The organism is Bacillus cereus group sp. BfR-BA-01522 (genome assembly GCF_022662635.1).
Classification (GTDB): Bacteria; Bacillota; Bacilli; order Bacillales; family Bacillaceae_G; genus Bacillus_A; species Bacillus_A cytotoxicus.
In genome coordinates this window covers 18743-36384 of the sequence record NZ_JAKUDY010000007.1, presented here as the reverse complement: position 1 = coordinate 36384, position 17642 = coordinate 18743, and the positions used below count along the sequence as shown (strand labels likewise).

Genomic DNA, 17642 nt, shown 5'->3' with positions numbered 1-17642 from the left:
AGGAGGAGTCAACCTTGCGGTGGGAAGTATTAAAGAAAAAAATTATTATCACTATAATTGCACTGGCGGCTTTGTTAATACTCTTATCGCCAACAAGACTGGGACCAGTAATTGATAAATATAATCCATTTTATAAGACGAAAGAATACTATACTGTTGTGAATGATATTGGTCAACATATCGGTGATGGATGGTATGAATATGAGTTTATTGCTTACGATGAAAAGGGAAGAGAGAAAACGATTATTAAAAAGGTTAACCATATGTTAAAACGAAATGAACCGTTGAAGATCTTTGCAAAAGGAAGTTACGGTGAGTCAATTGTAGAAATTGAACCACAAGATATCCCTGTGCAAGCTAGAACGAAGTTGATGGCGGTGAACTAAAGACAGCCTGCCCGAAGTTGGATAGGTTGTTTTTAGTTTAGAATAATGATGTATCAGGACACCTTAATTAGTGATAGAACCTTACTATTCTAAAATAGTGGAATAAGAATTAATTTAGCTTCTGAAAAAATATATCAATACAACAATATACTGGCAATGAAATAGGAACTTTACTATAATAGCAACGTTGCACTTTTAGGAGGTGGAAGGTTGGGAGCATATTTATTACCTATTCAAACAGCATTTATCACATTTCCGATCGCTGGTTTTCTATTATTAATTCCTTTTCTAATTTGGCAGTATCGGAAACATGGTTATATTCATTACTTTCGCATGTTTATTTTATATTCCTTACTATTATATTGTATGGCGGCATATTATTTAGTCATTTTACCGTTTCCAAGTACATTTGATACGTGTAGTATGCAGCGCCCAGGAACGCAACATTATAATTTAGTACCATTTACATTTGTGAGCGATTTTCTAAAAGAAACAAACGTGATTTGGAATCAACCAGCTACGTATCTCGCTGCATTAAAAGAGCGCAGTTTCCTACAAGCGGCATTTAACGCCATTTTATTATTACCACTAGGAGTGTATTTGCGTTATTATTTCCGACGGAATTTTATGCAAACGTTGTGTATTGTCTTTTTAACTTCTCTATTTTTTGAAATTACGCAAATCACAGGGTTTTATGGTATGTATAATTGTCCATATCGTTTATTTGATGTAGATGATCTCATCTTAAATACAACGAGCGGAGTTATTGGTTTTTGGATTGCACCGCTATTTGTATACTTTTTGCCAGATATGCACCGCTTAGATGAAAAAATTGACTTGCAAAATAAGCCTGTTCGGATGACGCGCCGTGTATTAGCTCTTTGGCTAGATTGGCTTATTCTTGGAATGGTATCAGGGCTATTAATTGGACAACAAGTTCAATTGACATCTGTCTTCCATTCTACTTCGGGATTAGATGAATTATTAAATGGCTTTTTTGTTGTATTTTGTTATTTTATCGTCATCCAATATTTCACGAATGGGAAAACATTCGGGAAATGGTTATTGCACATGCGTGTGAAGGGAAAGGGCGAGAGAATTACATGGCTAGAGTTATTGAAACGCTATGGTCTTTTATATTTCGGAATTGGCGGGATCAATTATCTGTTATTTGCAGTTGCGGTGTCGAATGAAAATAACCCAATCATTTATCTCATTATAGCGATGCTTTTCTTCGTATTTAATGGTTTGTTTTTCTTACATGTTTTACTTCACATGTTTAAACGTGATAAGCGATTATTCTATGAGAAAATAAGCGGGACATATAATGTGATTACCTTTACAAAGAAAAATAGTAACAATAATCATGGGTGACAATATTGTAAGGTGGATGTAAGTTAATTCGATAGTTGTATGTGAGAAACCTTATTATAATAAGAATAGAAAGTATCGCAATATTACTTTCTGTCTGAAGTAATGAAGAATATTGAAAAACCAACTAACCTGTAAAATAGCTCTTATCCTAATAGGGATGGAGTTATTTTTTTGAACCTTACAATATTGTAAGGTTCACGTAAGTTAATTCGATAGCTTGTTTTTTATATTTTTTGCATAATAGAAATAGATTAGGGAGATGATTCAGAAGGGAGACAAATGAGATGTGTAAAGAAGAAGTAGTGAAGGTTCCGCTGAAAGAGTGCTGTAGCTACTTTATGGTTGCTATAGTATGTATTGGATTGTTTGATATAATAACAAATTTAATTGTTAAATAATATAGATATGGAATAAAATGCTAAACATAGAAATAAAGATTTATATGTTTGGTAATAAATTAATATATATAAAACAAGAAAGATGCTCTTTCTTGTTTTTTTATATCCTTTCCTTAAAATCACGTATTAGAATAAGTGTAAGAGGTGATAGGAGTGAAATGGATAGATAGTCATATTTGGATCAATATGAAAGTAAAGAGCAAATGAATATATTAAGCGATGTGAAAAAAAGTGTTGCAATTGATGGATGAATGGGGGTATCAATGAACTATCATTCTTGTTATGAAATATGATCTTTAGCAAAACAGTACCCGTTTGTATATCCAACGATTGGTTTCCACCCAGAACAGCCGATTCAGAAAGAAGAATATGAACCAATTATTGCTATCGGTGAGGTTTGTTTTCCATATTATGTAGGACAAAAGCAGCCGAAACTTGCATTAGAAACGTATATAGAGGTATTAGAGCGATTTATAATTTTGGCTAAGGAATATCATTTGCCAATTATATTACATGCAGTCTATGAATATGCAGACATTGTTTGCGATCTACTTGAAAAGCATGGAATTTCATATGCTCATTTTCATTGGTTTAAGGGAAGTAAAGAAACGATGGAAAGAGTGATTCGAAATGGTTACTATATTTCTATTACACCAAATACTTTGTATAAGGAAAAAATTAGAAGTATCGTCTCGTTTTATCCGTTAAAATATATGGTGATAGGGACAGACGGACCTTGGGAATTTCAAGTGAGTCAAATCACACATCCGAATATGATTAAAGACGTATGAAAGGAAATTCGTGTAATCAAAAATGTTCCGATAGACGAGGTGGCGAGGTGAATATATTGGAATACAGTTCAGTTTTACTTAAGTAAGGCAGAATAGAAAAGGTAAAGTACGAATGAATTTTTTTAAATCAGTCTAAAGCACGATGCTGCGGTATATATTTGTTTGCTATGATAAAGGTTGTAGAGATTGCTAGAACCATATAGATAGAAGGATGAAAAGGAGTAAAATTCAGCAAAGAAAGAGGTAAAAGCAGTGAAAAAATTCTTTGTAGGATTTCTAGTTGTTCTTGGAATGTATTTATATTTTCAAGGTGAAACTGAAGGAATGGAAAGATTGACAAAACAGACAAGTTATAGCGATTCAGAAGAAGCAAAGCGAATGAAACAAATTATTATAGAAGAAGCAAAGAAGGTAAACCTCCCAGAATGGATTCCTCTTACAATTGCTGAACATGAAAGTCGTTTGAACCCAAGAAGTGTTGGAGATAATGGTACTTCATTTGGGTTGTTTCAATTACATCGCGGTGGTGGACTGGCTCCAGAGCATGTAACAGATGAACAACTAAAAGATCCTCGTACAAATGCTCAAATTGCGATGCCTCATCTACTGAAAGGTTATAAAAGAGGAGTACAAAAAGGGTTAACCGATTTTGCTTTATTAAAATATATAGCGAACACATCTGGATGGCCAGGAAACTTAGGGACAGAGTGGACGGATCAAAATATGAAGTATAATGAAGGTTTGCAAGAAGTATACTACCGAAATAAAGGAATCGTAAAAGAGTAGGGGCATGTAGCCTCTATTCTTTTTATTTATATTTGTTTTTCGTATAGTCCAATCGTATCATTTGCGTTTCAATTGCGGTTTTATTTCTTCTAAATTAGTAGAATCCCTTTATGAAAAGAAAACATAAAAGACAAGATACCTATATGTATTGGATATCTTGTCTTTTATGTTCTCGATAGTTTTTTCTTTTGATTGCCTGTTGCACATAAGGAAATGTTTATAACGATGGCTTTCTGCATATCCCTTTTCCCCTTTTATTGTTGATTTAATTCTTGGCTAACAGCTTTTGCATCAATTAAAGCATGAAGAATCATTTTAACCATGTTCATCATCTTTACTCCTCCTTTTATCATTGATTTAATTCTTTTACAACTGCTTGTCCGTTCACTAACACCTCAAGGATTGCTTTTACGATTTCTTTCATCATGATTATTTCCTCCTTTTGTGATCTCTTGTTTCTATCTTTATTGTATAGGGAGGCATCATTTCGCACTATCGCTTTCCATTACGTGAACATAACAGTTTTGTAAGGTTAGATGTGATATTGTGAAATGTTTAGTCTATCTTCATTATTTTCAGAAAAATGATTATTCAAACATTAAAGTGAGGAGAATAAGATACATTATGAAAAATATAAGAGAGGTGACTTGTTTTTCATCTATCTGTTTGTAATAAAATGGTATAATTTTTTTGTTATAGGTGAAATCCACATTTTAAAATGCGAGGAGAATTGTATGTTAAAGTATGCACGTATCATTACGATTATTATGATCTGTTTAGTATATATCAACAATGTTTCACGTGGAACGATAGGTTTGCAAGTATTTATTGGTATGGCATGTTTTATTTATATTTTGAATCATGTATTGCTCTTTCAGCCACAAAAAGGAAAAAAACGTGATTTTTATATATTTCTAACCAATGGAATTGTTACAGCAATGCTTGGATTTTTATTTCCTGAAACATCTTTATACTTGATTATATTTGGGATTGAAGCAGTAGGAATATTTATTCACACATGGCGGAAAGAAGTTGTATATTTTTTTGTGAGTTTTTTCTTTATATGTTGGTTTTCTATTTTGTTATATACATATCAATATACAGGGAAGGTAGAATTGGATACAAACGCCATTAACTTTATGTTTGTACTCTTTAGTGCTTTAGTAGGGAGTTTAATAAGAAAACTGACCGTAGCACATCAAACGGTTGATGAACAGTATGAAAAATTAATATCATCTCATACGGCTTTAAAAGAAGCACATGAACAACTACGGCTTTATGCTAAAGAAGTAGAAGAATTAACTGCTGTTCGGGAACGAAACGATATTGCTAGAGAAATTCATGATACAGTAGGTCATAATATGACAGCTTTACTTGTACAACTGCAACTTGCCGAAGCTTTATGGAAACAAAAGTCAAATGTGACAGAAGATGTTTTGCGTACATGCCATGAATTAGCTAAGAAATCTCTTCAAGAGGTAAGAGCTTCGGTACGTGCACTAAAGGAAGAAAAGAATTTAGGGAATATAGTAGAGAGTATGCGAGAAATGTTAAGGGAGTTTTCAAAAGCGGCGACAGTGCAAGTAACCTTTCAATTAAAAGGAGATCCGATTGTTATTCCGTTATCATTACAGCCAACTCTACTACGTATTATGCAAGAATCTTTAACAAATGCGAAACGTCACGGAAAAGCTAGTGTATGTGAAGTTGAATTATTTTGTGACAGTGAAACAGTAATGTTATCGATTTCTGATAATGGCATCGGCATGAATGAAGTGAGCCCTGGTTTTGGATTAATGAACATGAAAGAACGCATAGAGGAACATGGAGGAGTAATTCGGTTTGAAAGTGAGATAGAGAAGGGATTTCGGCTAAAAGCTGAGTTCCCGTTAAAAGAAAAAACATGGGTAATAGGAGGAACGAAATGATTCGTATTATGATTGTGGACGATCAGCCATTGATTCGTGACGGTTTAGCAATGTTATTAAACTTGCGCCCAGAACTTGAGGTGGTAGGGACAGCAAGTGATGGGGATGAAGTTGTTGAGAAAATAGAAAAACTGCAACCTGAAATTATTTTGATGGATATTCGAATGCCTCGAGTAAATGGGGTGGAAGGAACAAGATTGGTAAGGGGAAAATTTCCAGAAGTCAAAGTACTTATGTTAACGACGTTTAATGATAGTGAACTTATTTTTGAGGCGTTAGAACAAGGTGCAAGTGGTTATTTATTGAAGGATATGGAGACAGATGCGATTGTTCAAGCAATATTAACAGTCCATGGCGGAGGTGCTGTTCTTCCGCAAGATATAACAGCGCAAATTGTAAAGGAATTAAAAAGAACAAAAGTTGTAGACACATCAGAACAAAGTGTTCCAAATCAAATAGAACAATTAACAGAACGTGAAATAGATGTATTAAGGGAAATCGGCCTTGGACTTAATAATAAAGAGATTGCTGAAAAGTTGTTTATTACAGAGGGTACTGTAAAAAATCATGTTTCCAACTTAATTGGTAAGTTAGAGCTTAGAGATCGGACGCAAGCAGCTATATATGCAGTGAGATATGGTATTACTACATACACATGACTTTTAGCATAGAGAAATCGAAAAAAGTAGCCAATGATGCTGCTTTTTTATTTTACATTTCTATCTGAGGAAGGATGGAAGAGAGGGGGCATTTTTTTACAATGGAACTGTAGATGAATGCAAGGAGGATGAAACGTCATGTTAGCTGTGGAACATATTGTGAAATCTTTCGGAAAGAGAGAGGTTGTACAGAATATATCTTTTGAAGTGCATAAAGGGGAAATATTTGGTTTACTTGGGCCAAATGGCGCTGGAAAGTCAACGACGATAGCGATGATTTGCGGGCTCATTCCTTATGATAGTGGTGATATTAAAGTTGGAGGAAAGTCTGTACAAGAGTATCCATTAGATATAAAAAGGAAAATCGGAATTGTTCCACAAGATATTGCTTTATATCCTACGCTTTCTGCGAAAGAGAATTTAATTTTTTGGGGAAAGATGTATGGATTAAGTAGAGCTGTTGCTAAGAAACGATCAGATGAAGTGCTTGCATATGTAGGATTACAAGATCGAGCGAAAGATAAAGTTGAAACATTTTCAGGAGGAATGAAACGCCGAATTAATATTGGAGCAGCGCTCATGCATGAACCAGAGTTATTAATTATGGATGAACCGACAGTAGGAATCGATCCACAATCGCGAAATCATATTTTAGAAACAGTAAAGAAATTAAATGAAAAAGGTATGACTGTTATTTATACAAGTCACTACATGGAAGAAGTAGAGCATTTATGTGAACGAGTTGCCATTGTTGATCATGGAAAAGTGATTGCAGTAGGAACAAAAACAGAGCTATGTAATCGTTTGACAGATGGCTTTATGGTGAAAGTACAATTGAATCATTTCACTCAGAAGTTATTGAGAGAATTAAGGGCAATTCCTACTGTAGAACGGGTTGTTATCCATGAGGAGACAAATACTTTTGATATTGGATTGCAGAATGGAGAGGCTGTTGGTACTGTTGTTTCGGTAGCGGTAGAAAATCGAGCGCAAATTTTAAAACTTGAAGTGCAAGAACCAAATTTAGAAGCCCTTTTTTTACAATTAACAGGGCGGTCACTTCGCGATTAGGGGGAGAATGTTATGAAAAGCCTCATTGTAGCATGGAAAGATGTAAAGATTCGTATCATCGATCGGCGCGGAGTTATGATGATGTTACTAATGCCATTATTGCTCACGGCTATTTTAGGATCGGCACTAAGTAACATATTTGATAACGGAGGACTACCTAAAACAGTAATCGGCTATTATCAAGAAGGCCCGGATGAGTTTGGTGAGATGCTTCGAAAAGACATATTGCAATCAAAAGAGATAGAGAAGGATATAAAAGTAGAAATGGTAACATCACAAAGTGAGCTAGAGGACTTATTAAAAAAACAAAAAATTGATGTTGGGGTAATCATACCAAGCGGCTGGAGTGAACAGATAGAAGAAGGAACTTTAAAAGAAGCAAAACTAATGACGAATCCAGCAAAAGGTATACAAGCAAAAATTGCTGAATCGGTTATTCGTTCTTTTACAGAACAGGCACAAACCATCGCAGTTTCTACTCAGGTTGTTATTACAGAGTTAGCAAAGTCGCAACCTAAAAATATAGAACAAATCGCAAAAGAAGTGAGTACGAATTTACAAACAGTAGCTACTTCCGATAGAGATGAAGTCGAAAAAGGAACCATCGGTAAAAAGACAGTCACTGCCATGCAATATTATGCAGCAGCTATGGTAGTCATGTTTTTATTATTTAATATAACAGTTGGTGCGAAATCTATTATAACGGAGCGAAGAACAGAAACGTTGGCAAGGTTATTCAGTACTCCAACAAGTTCATTCTCTATTTTATTAGGAAAATTCTTTGGAACATTGTTATTTTCTCTTATTCAATTTGGAGTATTTGTATTGGCTACTCATTATGTATTTCATGTGAATTGGGGCGAGAATATATTTCAGATGATAACAGTAGGAACTTCCTATGCCATTTGTGTTTCTGGATTATCGATGCTTATTGCAGCATGGATTCATGAAGAGAAGACGGCAGATTTAATGGGGGGGATTGGAGTTCAATTACTTGCTCTATTAGGCGGATCTATGCTGCCGCTTTATGCGTTTCCAGATAGTCTTCAAACCATTGCTCATATTGCTCCAAATAAATGGGCGCTGACAAGTTTTTTAAACATTATGTCGGGTACATCTTGGAGTACATTACTTCCAGTTATCTTAAGTTTGGCTAGTGCAGGATTTGTTTCAGTAATTATTGGAACTGTTCGTCTACGCATGAGATAGGAGGAGAAGAAATGAAAAAAATTTGGGCGCTTTGTTCGTTAGAGTTAAAACAAGTTTTCACGAAACCGCAAAGCTATATACTCATGTTTGGAATGCCAATCATTTTTACATTCATATTCGGAGGTTTGTTAGGGGGAAGTGGAGACGAAAAAGTAAAGATTAGTTTAGTAGATTATGATCAGTCAAAGTTATCTCATTCGTATTATCAAGAACTGAGAGGGAATCATTTCATTACGATTGAAAAAGGAACTGATCAAGAAGCAAAGCAGAGAGTTGAAAATAAGAAGTCTTCGGGTATTGTTATCATTCCAAAGGGATTTCAAGAGAATGTGATAGCTGGAGAGTCGGGAAAAATTAAATTTCAATCAAGCGCTGATTTTACAGGAAGTTCTTCTGTAGAGCAAGTTCTGCAAAGTACGATTAAAAAAATGAAAATTGAGGTAGCAGCAGCAAAAAAACTCGAACAAACAAGGGGAACTTCTTGGAAGGATGTATATGAAAGTATTCATGCAAAAGTAGAACCTGTCTCAATTGAAAAAGATTCTATAGCAGGGAAGAAAAATTTGAATCACATGGCAGGACGTGCAGCAGGGTTTTCTATTTTATTTGTTATGATTGTTATGCTAAGTGCAACAGGGACGATTTTGAAACTAAGGCAAATGGGAGTATGGTCTCGCCTGCTTGAAACTCCTACATCAAAAGCTCAAATACTAGGCGGATATATACTGTCATTCTTCTTAATCGGATGGGTTCAATTTGGTGTCTTGATGATATTAACGAATCGTTTATTTGATGTTCAATGGGGGGATATGCTGGGAATTATTATGCTTGTATCGGGATTACTGTTAGCGGTCATTGGATTGGCGCTGCTAGTAGCGAGTATTGTAAAAACAGCCGATCAACAATCTGCGCTAGGAAATATTGTTGTGATTTCAACATGTATGATAAGCGGTCTATATTGGCCGATTGAAATTGAACCGGAATGGATGCAACAAATTGCCAATTTCGTTCCGCAAACGTGGGCAATGCGCGGATTTACTGAATTAATTGTAAGAGGTGGAACTTTCATTGATATAACGGGGGAGATTTGCATATTACTGTTGTTTGCAGGCGTATTTTTTATCATTGGTTTAACAAGAATACGTTATGAATGACAAAAAGCAGAGTTTACAGCTTTAAGCGCTGAGCTCTGCTTTCTTTTTGTGTATCGTCCTCTCCTAAGGAGATAATAATAGCCATTCCAAGTATGAAAAAGAATGCTAAAAAGAGGACGAACTTTGGAAAGAATGGGAACAAAAGCAATGCTCCCACAATCATGATTGTCAATGCCACATAGTGCAAGACATATTGGAATAGTTTGTCCATATTTTCGCCCCCTTTTTGGTCATTTGTTAGTAGTTTATGCATAGGAAAGAAAAAATAGAATAATTTTTATGATTTTATACATAAGGTTCATTTTCGAAGTGTATAAGAAAGAAAATTAAAAATATTTAAATAGAATGAATTGACAAAAAATAATCAGAGGTGTAATCTAATATAAATAAAACCTATAGGAAATATATGAATTAAATTATTACCCCCTCACGAACACTTATTTTTTAAAAGATAAAACAAATTTTTCCGATGGGTTTTATAGTTTTTTGAGGGCGATTTAAGAAATACTTAAGAAAGTTAAGGTGGGGACAATGGAGAAAAAGTCAAAAAGATGGGCGAGTGTATTTTCGATTTTACTAGGTAGTTCACTTGTATTATCCGCTTGTGGGGGAGGCGAAGAAGAGGTTTCAACGGAACCTGCCAAGCAGCAGGACTTGAAGAATCTCAAAGTTGAAAAAATCGCAGCTACAGATAAGACGAAAGTTCCGGACAAAGCAAAAAACAGAAAGGATACGCTGATTGCTGGTATTTCGAAACCAGGGGGTGTTTTCTTACCATATTTTCAAGAGAACGGTTGGGATGGCAACGTAACATCTGTTATTTTTGCTTCCCTTGTTACAACAGATAAACAAGGGAAACCAGTTCCCGATTTAGCGGAAAAATGGGATGTTTCTTCCGATCAATTAACATACACATTCCACTTGCGTAAAGATGCAAAGTTTAGTGATGGTTCACCGTTAACAGCGGATGATGTAGCATTCACATTAACGCTTTTACATGATCAAGCATATGAAGGTAGCGATTCTATTTTGCAATATGCGATTAAGGGGGGAAAAGATTACAGAGAAGGGAAGGCAAATGCTATTGAAGGTATTCAAATTATTGACCCACAAACAATTACAATTACAACAGAGAAAGTAAATTCTCAAGCTTTACTCGCTTTAGGAGGACCAGTATTATCGAAGGCATATTACGGTAAGGACTATAAACAAAATACAAGTTTAGATTATTTAAAAGAGCTGTATGGTAAACCGCTTGCTGCCGGCCCTTATAAATTTGAAAAATATATTCCTGGGCAAGAAGTTCGTTTCGTAGCGAATGAACATTATTATGCAGGAGAACCAAAAATTAAAAATTTTATTTATAAAATTACGTCAGCAGATACGAAATTTCAACTATTCCAAACAGGTGAGATAGACTATACAGGTGTTGGAACAGGTGATGAAATTTTAGAACAAGTAAAAGGCTTAGGATTTGCCAATATTGAAATTGAGACGGCATCTTCATTCTCTTATATAAAAATAAATAGTAAAAAGCCATATTTAAAAGATAAAAAAGTTCGACAAGCACTTATCTATGGATTAGATCGTAAAAAGTATGTGGATACAGCCTTGAAAGGTTACGGTACGGTAGCAAACGTACCAATTCATCCAACTTCGTGGGCTTATACAGAAGATGGGATTAATAAGTATGAATATGACAAAGAAAAGGCGAAGAAATTATTAGATGAGGCGGGATGGAAAGTCGGTTCGGATGGAATTCGGGAAAAAGACGGTCAAAAATTAAAAGTAACATATTATGGTGGAAGTTCAGCAAAAGAGGGCGATCTATTCATCCCGATTGCGAAAGAGAATTATAAAGAAATAGGAATTGAGTTTAACCCAGAGTTTATGGATTTTAATACGATGCTTTCAAAAGTGAACAAGGGTGACTATGATTTAGCTGCTGTTGCAACTCCAATTACAGTAGATCCAAGCGAACCAGTTAGTGGTTATTCATCTGAAGGTGATGGAAACACGCTAGGATATAAAAATGAAAAAGTTGATGAGTTAATTCAAAAAGGGCTTGAAACAATTGATATCGAGAAAAGAAAACCGATTTATAAAGAACTATATAAAGAATTAAGTGATGATCCACCTGTTATTCTATTAAACTACCGTAAAATGATTACAGCTTACAACGCAAATATAAAAGGAATTGATCCTGAAAAATATGACAGCATTAGTTCTAATTTACCTGTATTATCAATTGAAAAATAAAGATAAGTCCGTATAAATAGAAGACATTTTTTTATTCGAAACGCTGAATGAAAAAATGTTCTTCTATTTTAAGTACATAAGATTGGGGAGACGAAGGGTGAAAACATATATCATTCGTAGGTTGTTACAAATGATCCCTACACTGTTTGGTACATCTATTATTATCTTCTTCTTATTCGCACTTTTACCAGGGGATTATATTGATTCGAATCCGAAGATTACGCCAGAAAGAGCTGCGGAGCTGAGGGAACTATATGGGTTAAACAAACCAATTATGGAACGTTACTTTCATTGGTTGGGTAATGCATTACAAGGGAACTTTGGTTTTTCTTTGCAATATCAAGAATCTGTAACATCGCTATTAAATAAATTTATTTGGAATTCGTTTATGGTAGCGATTGTAGCTTTATTTTTAATTTGGTTAATCGCGCTTATTGTCGGAGTATTTTCAGCCACAAAACAGCACTCCTTATTCGATAAGCTTGTGACAGTCGGAGTTTTTGCTGCAATGTCATTTCCGTCATTCTTTATTGGCTTATTTCTGATTAAAGTCTTTGCTGTAGATTTTCATTTGTTACCGATAGGTGGAATGATTGATGTTGGTAGTAATTCAACCGGTTTTGCTTATGTTTTAGAAGTTGCTGGACATATGATCCTACCAGTATTTATTTTGACACTTCTTGGTGTAGGGTCGTTAACTCGTTATTTTAGAACAAGTATGCTTGAGGTTGTAAGACAAGATTATATTCGCACAGCACGAGCAAAAGGGCTCAAGGAGAAGGCTGTTATTTATAAACATGCACTAAAAAATGCCATTTTACCAGCTATTACATTGCTTGCATTTGAACTACCAGGATTATTCTCTGGTGCAATTATTATTGAACAAATTTTTAACTGGCCTGGAATTGGAAGCATTCAATTAGAGGCATTAAATTTTCGAGATTATACAGTATTAATGGGCTTTACAATGTTTCTTTCTGTTTTAACGATTGTTTCAAATTTCTTAGCGGATATTGTATATGCTGTTGTGGATCCACGCATTCGGTTGCAGTAAAGGGGGGAGAGAGATGGAAGTTGTTACAACAACTACAGAGATAAAGAAGAAAAAGAAAAGAAGAAATGAATCGTCGCCATGGCGACAGGCCCATAGGAAAATTAAGAAAAATAAAATGGCGTTAGTCGGGTTTTATGCATTAATTTTTATGTTTTTATTTTGTTTTATTGGACCATTCTTTTCACCATATGCATCTGGAAAAATACAAGTTACTTTAATAAATAAACCACCTAGCTTGTTACATTGGCTTGGTACAGATCAACTTGGAAGAGATGTATTAACAAGGCTTATGCAAGCGGGGCGTATATCACTAACAATTGGCTTGGCATCAATGGTTCTATCGGTAATTTTAGGTGCTTTATTAGGTGCCATTTCTGGTTTTTATCGAGGTATTGTTGACAACGTTATTATGCGCCTTGCCGATATTTTAATGTCAATGCCAGGATTACCTTTACTCATTATAATGGGAGCGATTTTATCAGAGTGGAAAATCCCATCAAACTACCGTCTTTATGTCATTATGATTATTTTAAGTTTGGTGGGTTGGCCAGGACTCGCTCGTCTTGTTAGAGGACAAATTTTGTCGCTTCGGGAACAATCCTTTATGCAAGCAGCTGATGTGTTAGGGTTGAAAGACTATCGTAAGATTGTGTATCACTTAATTCCGAACGTATTACCGTTATTGATAGTTGTATCTACCTTAGGGGTTGCAGGGTCTATTTTAGGGGAGTCAGCACTCAGTTATCTAGGTCTTGGAGTTGTTCCACCTACACCTTCATGGGGGAATATGATTCATGCAGCAAACTCACTAATTGATTTTCAAAAGCGTCCGTGGTTATGGATTCCACCAGGGTTTGCTATTTTTATAACCGTTATATCAATTAACTTACTTGGTGATGCACTTCGTGATGCATTAGATCCAAAGATGAAGCGGTAGGTGAAAAGAATGAGCAGAGCAATAGTAGAATTAAAAGATTTACAAACACACTTTCAAACAGAAGAGGGGATTGTGAAAGCTGTTAATCATGTGAGCTTTTCTGTTCGAGAGGGAGAAATTGTTTGTGTGGTTGGTGAATCAGGATGCGGGAAAAGTGTAACAGCTTTATCTATTATGGGACTTATTGATGAATCCGGTCGTATTGTTGGTGGTGACATTCTTTACGAAGGAAAAAGCCTGTTAGGAATGAAAGAGAAGGAGCTTCGTAGTTTAAGAGGAAATGACATAACGATGATTTTTCAAGAGCCAATGACATCTCTTAACCCCGTATTTACTGTTGGGGAACAAATTGTTGAGACATTACGAGAACATGAACTTCTTAGTAAAAATGAAGCATATAAAAAAGCAATTGAACTCATTCGGAAGGTTGGGATTGCACGTGCAGATGAGATTGTTCATTCCTATCCACATGAATTAAGCGGCGGAATGTTACAGCGAATTATGATTGCGGTTGCTCTTAGTTGTAATCCTAAATTGTTAATTGCTGATGAGCCAACAACAGCTCTTGATGTTACAATTCAAGCGCAAATCTTAGATTTACTAAGACAAGTCAAAGAAGAATTCAAAACATCTATTTTATTCATTACACATGACTTAGGTGTTGTAGCAGAAATGGCGGATTATGTTGTTGTGATGTATGGTGGAAAAGTCATTGAAGAAGCGAAAGTATTAGAGCTATTCCAAAATCCGAAGCATCCATATACAAAAGGTTTATTAAAGTCAAAGCCAGTAATGGGAAAACGAACAGATAAACTGTATTCAATTCCTGGGCAAGTTCCAAACTTAGTTGGATTAGGGGAGTTTTGCTACTTTAGTGGTCGCTGTGAGCATTGTATGGATATATGTAGAAATGCAGCGCCAGACCTTAAGGAACATGAAAATAACCATAAAGTAGCATGCTGGTTATATGAGGAGCGTGCTGAGAGATGAGTGAACCATTATTAGAAGTAAAGAATTTAAAAACGTATTTTCCGGTGAAAGGCGGTGTATTTAGAAGGACAATTGGACATGTAAAGGCAGTAGATGGAGTTAGCTTTGCAATCAATAAAGGTGAAGTATTCGGTCTAGTTGGTGAATCTGGAAGTGGTAAAACGACGATTGGGAAAACCATTCTTCGTCTCGTTCCAAAAACAGAAGGTGAAGTGAAATTTAAAGGGGAAGATATTCACTTGTTATCGAAAGAAAAGCTGCGAAAATATCGCCCCAATATGCAACTTGTATTCCAAGATCCATTTAGTTCATTAAATCCAAGGATGCGAATTGGTGAAGCGCTTAGTGAACCAATGTTAGTTCATGGTTTAGCAACAAAGAAAAATGTTCGGGAAAAAGTGTTGGAAGTATTAGAATTGTGTGGATTAGCCCCATATCATATAGATCGTTATCCGCATGAATTTTCTGGAGGACAACGCCAGCGTATTGTGATTGCAAGGGCGATGGCATTAGATCCAGAATTTATTGTTGCCGATGAACCTGTTGCAGCGTTAGATGTATCGATTCAAGCACAAATTATTAATTTGTTTAGTGAGTTGCGTGAGAAAAAAGGTCTTTCCTACTTATTCATTTCGCATGATTTAAGCGTTGTTGAGCATTTATGTACGAAAATAGGGATTATGTATTTAGGGACAATTGTCGAAACAGCTTCTCGTGATCAATTGTATACGAATCCACTTCATCCGTATACAAAAGCGTTATTATCTGCGGTGCCAATTCCCGATCCAACTGTGAAGCGTGAACGAATCATTTTGCAAGGTGATGTTCCAAACCCAGCTAATCCACCATCAGGCTGTCGTTTCCATACGCGCTGCCCAATTGCAACAAATATTTGTAAGCAAGCTGTACCAGAATTTCGAGAAGTTGAGGAAGGACATCACGTTGCTTGTCATCATATGTAAATAAAAAGGCTCTTTCAAATGGTGAAAGAGCCTTTTTATCACTTGCTGGATGAAGGTTGTTTTAATACATATTGTTTAATTGCGTACGCAACGCCATGTTCATCATTTGTTAATGTCACTACATCACATAGTTTCTTTACATCTTCTTCGGCATTTCTCATTGCGACAGATAGACCTGCTATTTCAAGCATTGGCACATCGTTAAAGTTATCACCGATTGCCACGGTATCTCTAAGCGGAATGTTGAAATGTGCCGCCATTTCTCGTAGTCCATTTCCTTTATGACCGTCTTTATCCATAATTTCCAAGTTTGTTGGTGCTGACGCTGTAACCATAATCTCTTTATCTTTTTGTAAAGTTTGTAGTAGTGCCGAGCGGTGTCCGGCATGGAAAGTTAAAATAAAGAATTTAGATATTTCTAAGTCTGCATTACTTATAACATCTTCGATTTTTTGAAAATCAGTAATTAGATTCGATTTTTTTTGTTTTTCTGTAATTCTTTCCAATTCTTCTATTGTAATGTCAAGTTCATGCTTATTTTCTTCAAATGTACGCATAACTTGTTCATTCCAATTATAAGGAGCATAGACTCCTTGGTTTGTATATAATTTATATGGAAAACCTTCAGATTCTAGTAATTTTGCAAGCTTGTATACTTTATCATTTTGTAAACAGCGAGAATTAATTACATTTCCATCCACATATACAATTGCCCCATTGCTTGCTCCAACTGGAAGTGATAACTTATATTCTTCCAATACTTTTAAAGCATCTTCTTTTGCACGACCAGAGCAAATCATTACAATATGCCCAGCTTCTTGTGCAGCATGAATTGCTTGTAAGTTTTCTTTGGAGATTTCAAGATTAGATGATAAGAGTGTACCATCCATATCTAATGCGATTAATTTCAAAATGACCACCTCTTTGCTTTTATTATACATAGTTATGTTAAGGAAATATATCAACTTTGAGATAAAAAGTAGAAGTCAGGAAGTAATCTATTTTAAGGAGAGATAGGAAAAAATCGCTATCATTCGTTTATCCCGTAACAGACCAATTGGTGAGGGCTCATAATCAGTAGAGATGAAGAAAATCCTATTGATTAAAGTTTCACTTTAGTACGCTTATTTTTATGAGTGTAATACAAATGTTACATTTACATTACAAACAATAAAACGATAGAATCCTTTATATAAAAGGATATTAGTAGATATTTTTATTATCTTGTAAAAAAAACGTCATAAATTTTGCAAATGATGTTGCGGATGAAAGGGAGTTATGTTACATTAATGTTACAAACGTTACACGGAGTGAATTATTGTAACGAAAAGATAAAAACTATGAATCAATCATTTCTTCAAAATGATATAGAGATGCATATAAAAGGAGAGGGAAAATATGAACAAAGAGCAAGTGTTACAAGTAACGAAAATGGATTTTTTAGGATCAGCAAGCGGGGCAGCGGCATTAACAGCATTCATCGTATTTTTAGCTAACGTTTTAGTGTAAGAATTGAAATACATATGCAAAACGAAGGGAGCATGAACAATATGGAAAACAAAGAAGCATTACAAGTAACAAAGATGGATTTCTTAGGATCAGCAGTATTAACAGCACTTATCGTATTTCTTTCAAGTGTTTTAGTATAATAAAATTTTTATACTTTATATATAAATAAAAGGAA

The 17642-nt window shown here is 35.1% G+C and carries 17 protein-coding genes and 1 pseudogene; 16 read left to right on the top strand and 2 right to left on the bottom strand.

The genetic code is table 11. The features are described from left to right. Window positions 1-14 precede the first annotated feature (14 nt). The 9 genes and pseudogenes from MR059_RS11965 (at window position 15) to MR059_RS11925 (ending at window position 9756) form a co-directional block, all read left to right on the top strand. The gene (locus MR059_RS11965; protein WP_011983337.1) at window positions 15-386 is read left to right on the top strand and encodes a YxeA family protein; all 372 of its coding nucleotides are present in this window, start codon (window positions 15-17) and stop codon (window positions 384-386) included. A gap of 210 nt (window positions 387-596) precedes the next feature. Next, window positions 597-1760 (top strand): VanZ family protein, encoded by a 1164-nt coding sequence (locus MR059_RS11960; protein ID WP_011983338.1) that lies wholly within the window; start codon window positions 597-599, stop codon window positions 1758-1760. A gap of 551 nt (window positions 1761-2311) precedes the next feature. Then, window positions 2312-3000 (top strand): annotated as a pseudogene (locus tag MR059_RS11955) (TatD family hydrolase). Window positions 3001-3201: 201 nt separating this feature from the next. Further along, complete coding sequence (locus tag MR059_RS11950) at window positions 3202-3735, top strand: transglycosylase SLT domain-containing protein (protein WP_011983339.1); 534 nt, start codon at window positions 3202-3204, stop codon at window positions 3733-3735. A 734-nt stretch (window positions 3736-4469) separates the two neighbouring features. Further along, window positions 4470-5663 (top strand): sensor histidine kinase, encoded by a 1194-nt coding sequence (locus MR059_RS11945; protein ID WP_011983340.1) that lies wholly within the window; start codon window positions 4470-4472, stop codon window positions 5661-5663. Then, entirely contained in the window at window positions 5660-6322 is a 663-nt protein-coding gene (locus MR059_RS11940; protein WP_011983341.1) for a response regulator, read from the top strand. Before MR059_RS11945 ends, MR059_RS11940 begins: the two co-directional genes overlap by 4 nt. Before the next feature lie 138 nt (window positions 6323-6460). Continuing rightward, a complete protein-coding gene (locus MR059_RS11935; RefSeq protein ID WP_011983342.1) occupies window positions 6461-7393 on the top strand; it encodes an ABC transporter ATP-binding protein in 933 nt (310 codons plus the stop codon). A gap of 12 nt (window positions 7394-7405) precedes the next feature. Continuing rightward, on the top strand, window positions 7406-8602 hold the full coding sequence (locus tag MR059_RS11930; RefSeq protein ID WP_011983343.1) for an ABC transporter permease: 1197 nt from the start codon (window positions 7406-7408) through the stop codon (window positions 8600-8602). Between the two features lie 11 nt (window positions 8603-8613). Further along, entirely contained in the window at window positions 8614-9756 is a 1143-nt protein-coding gene (locus MR059_RS11925) for an ABC transporter permease (protein WP_011983344.1), read from the top strand. A 13-nt stretch (window positions 9757-9769) separates the two neighbouring features. Here MR059_RS11925 and MR059_RS11920 read toward each other — a convergent pair whose 3' ends face one another. Beyond that, complete coding sequence (locus MR059_RS11920) at window positions 9770-9967, bottom strand: hypothetical protein (protein ID WP_041809369.1); 198 nt, start codon at window positions 9965-9967, stop codon at window positions 9770-9772. Window positions 9968-10287: 320 nt separating this feature from the next. Between MR059_RS11920 and MR059_RS11915 the strand changes: the two genes are divergently transcribed. The 5 genes from MR059_RS11915 to MR059_RS11895 all read left to right on the top strand — a co-directional run bounded on the left by MR059_RS11915 (window position 10288) and on the right by MR059_RS11895 (window position 15958). Next, complete coding sequence (locus tag MR059_RS11915) at window positions 10288-12015, top strand: ABC transporter substrate-binding protein (protein ID WP_011983346.1); 1728 nt, start codon at window positions 10288-10290, stop codon at window positions 12013-12015. 97 nt (window positions 12016-12112) lie between these two features. Further along, window positions 12113-13069: an ABC transporter permease gene (locus MR059_RS11910; protein WP_011983347.1), complete on the top strand. Its 957-nt coding sequence runs from the start codon at window positions 12113-12115 to the stop codon at window positions 13067-13069. Between the two features lie 13 nt (window positions 13070-13082). Then, window positions 13083-14006, top strand: coding sequence for an oligopeptide ABC transporter permease (opp4C, locus tag MR059_RS11905; protein ID WP_011983348.1), 924 nt, complete (start codon window positions 13083-13085; stop codon window positions 14004-14006). A 9-nt stretch (window positions 14007-14015) separates the two neighbouring features. Continuing rightward, the gene (locus MR059_RS11900; RefSeq protein WP_011983349.1) at window positions 14016-14996 is read left to right on the top strand and encodes an ABC transporter ATP-binding protein; all 981 of its coding nucleotides are present in this window, start codon (window positions 14016-14018) and stop codon (window positions 14994-14996) included. Further along, a complete protein-coding gene (locus MR059_RS11895) occupies window positions 14993-15958 on the top strand; it encodes an ABC transporter ATP-binding protein (RefSeq protein WP_011983350.1) in 966 nt (321 codons plus the stop codon). The genes MR059_RS11900 and MR059_RS11895 overlap by 4 nt, the downstream gene beginning before the upstream one ends. 38 nt (window positions 15959-15996) lie before the next feature. Here the strand turns inward: MR059_RS11895 and MR059_RS11890 are convergent, their stop codons facing one another. Beyond that, on the bottom strand, window positions 15997-16869 hold the full coding sequence (locus MR059_RS11890) for a Cof-type HAD-IIB family hydrolase (protein WP_011983351.1): 873 nt from the start codon (window positions 16867-16869) through the stop codon (window positions 15997-15999). A gap of 487 nt (window positions 16870-17356) precedes the next feature. Between MR059_RS11890 and MR059_RS11885 the strand changes: the two genes are divergently transcribed. Further along, window positions 17357-17467, top strand: a complete 111-nt coding sequence (locus MR059_RS11885) for a DUF3948 family protein (RefSeq protein ID WP_011983352.1) — start codon at window positions 17357-17359, stop codon at window positions 17465-17467. Between the two features lie 32 nt (window positions 17468-17499). After that, window positions 17500-17607 (top strand): DUF3948 family protein, encoded by a 108-nt coding sequence (locus tag MR059_RS11880; protein ID WP_109456132.1) that lies wholly within the window; start codon window positions 17500-17502, stop codon window positions 17605-17607. Window positions 17608-17642 lie beyond the last annotated feature (35 nt).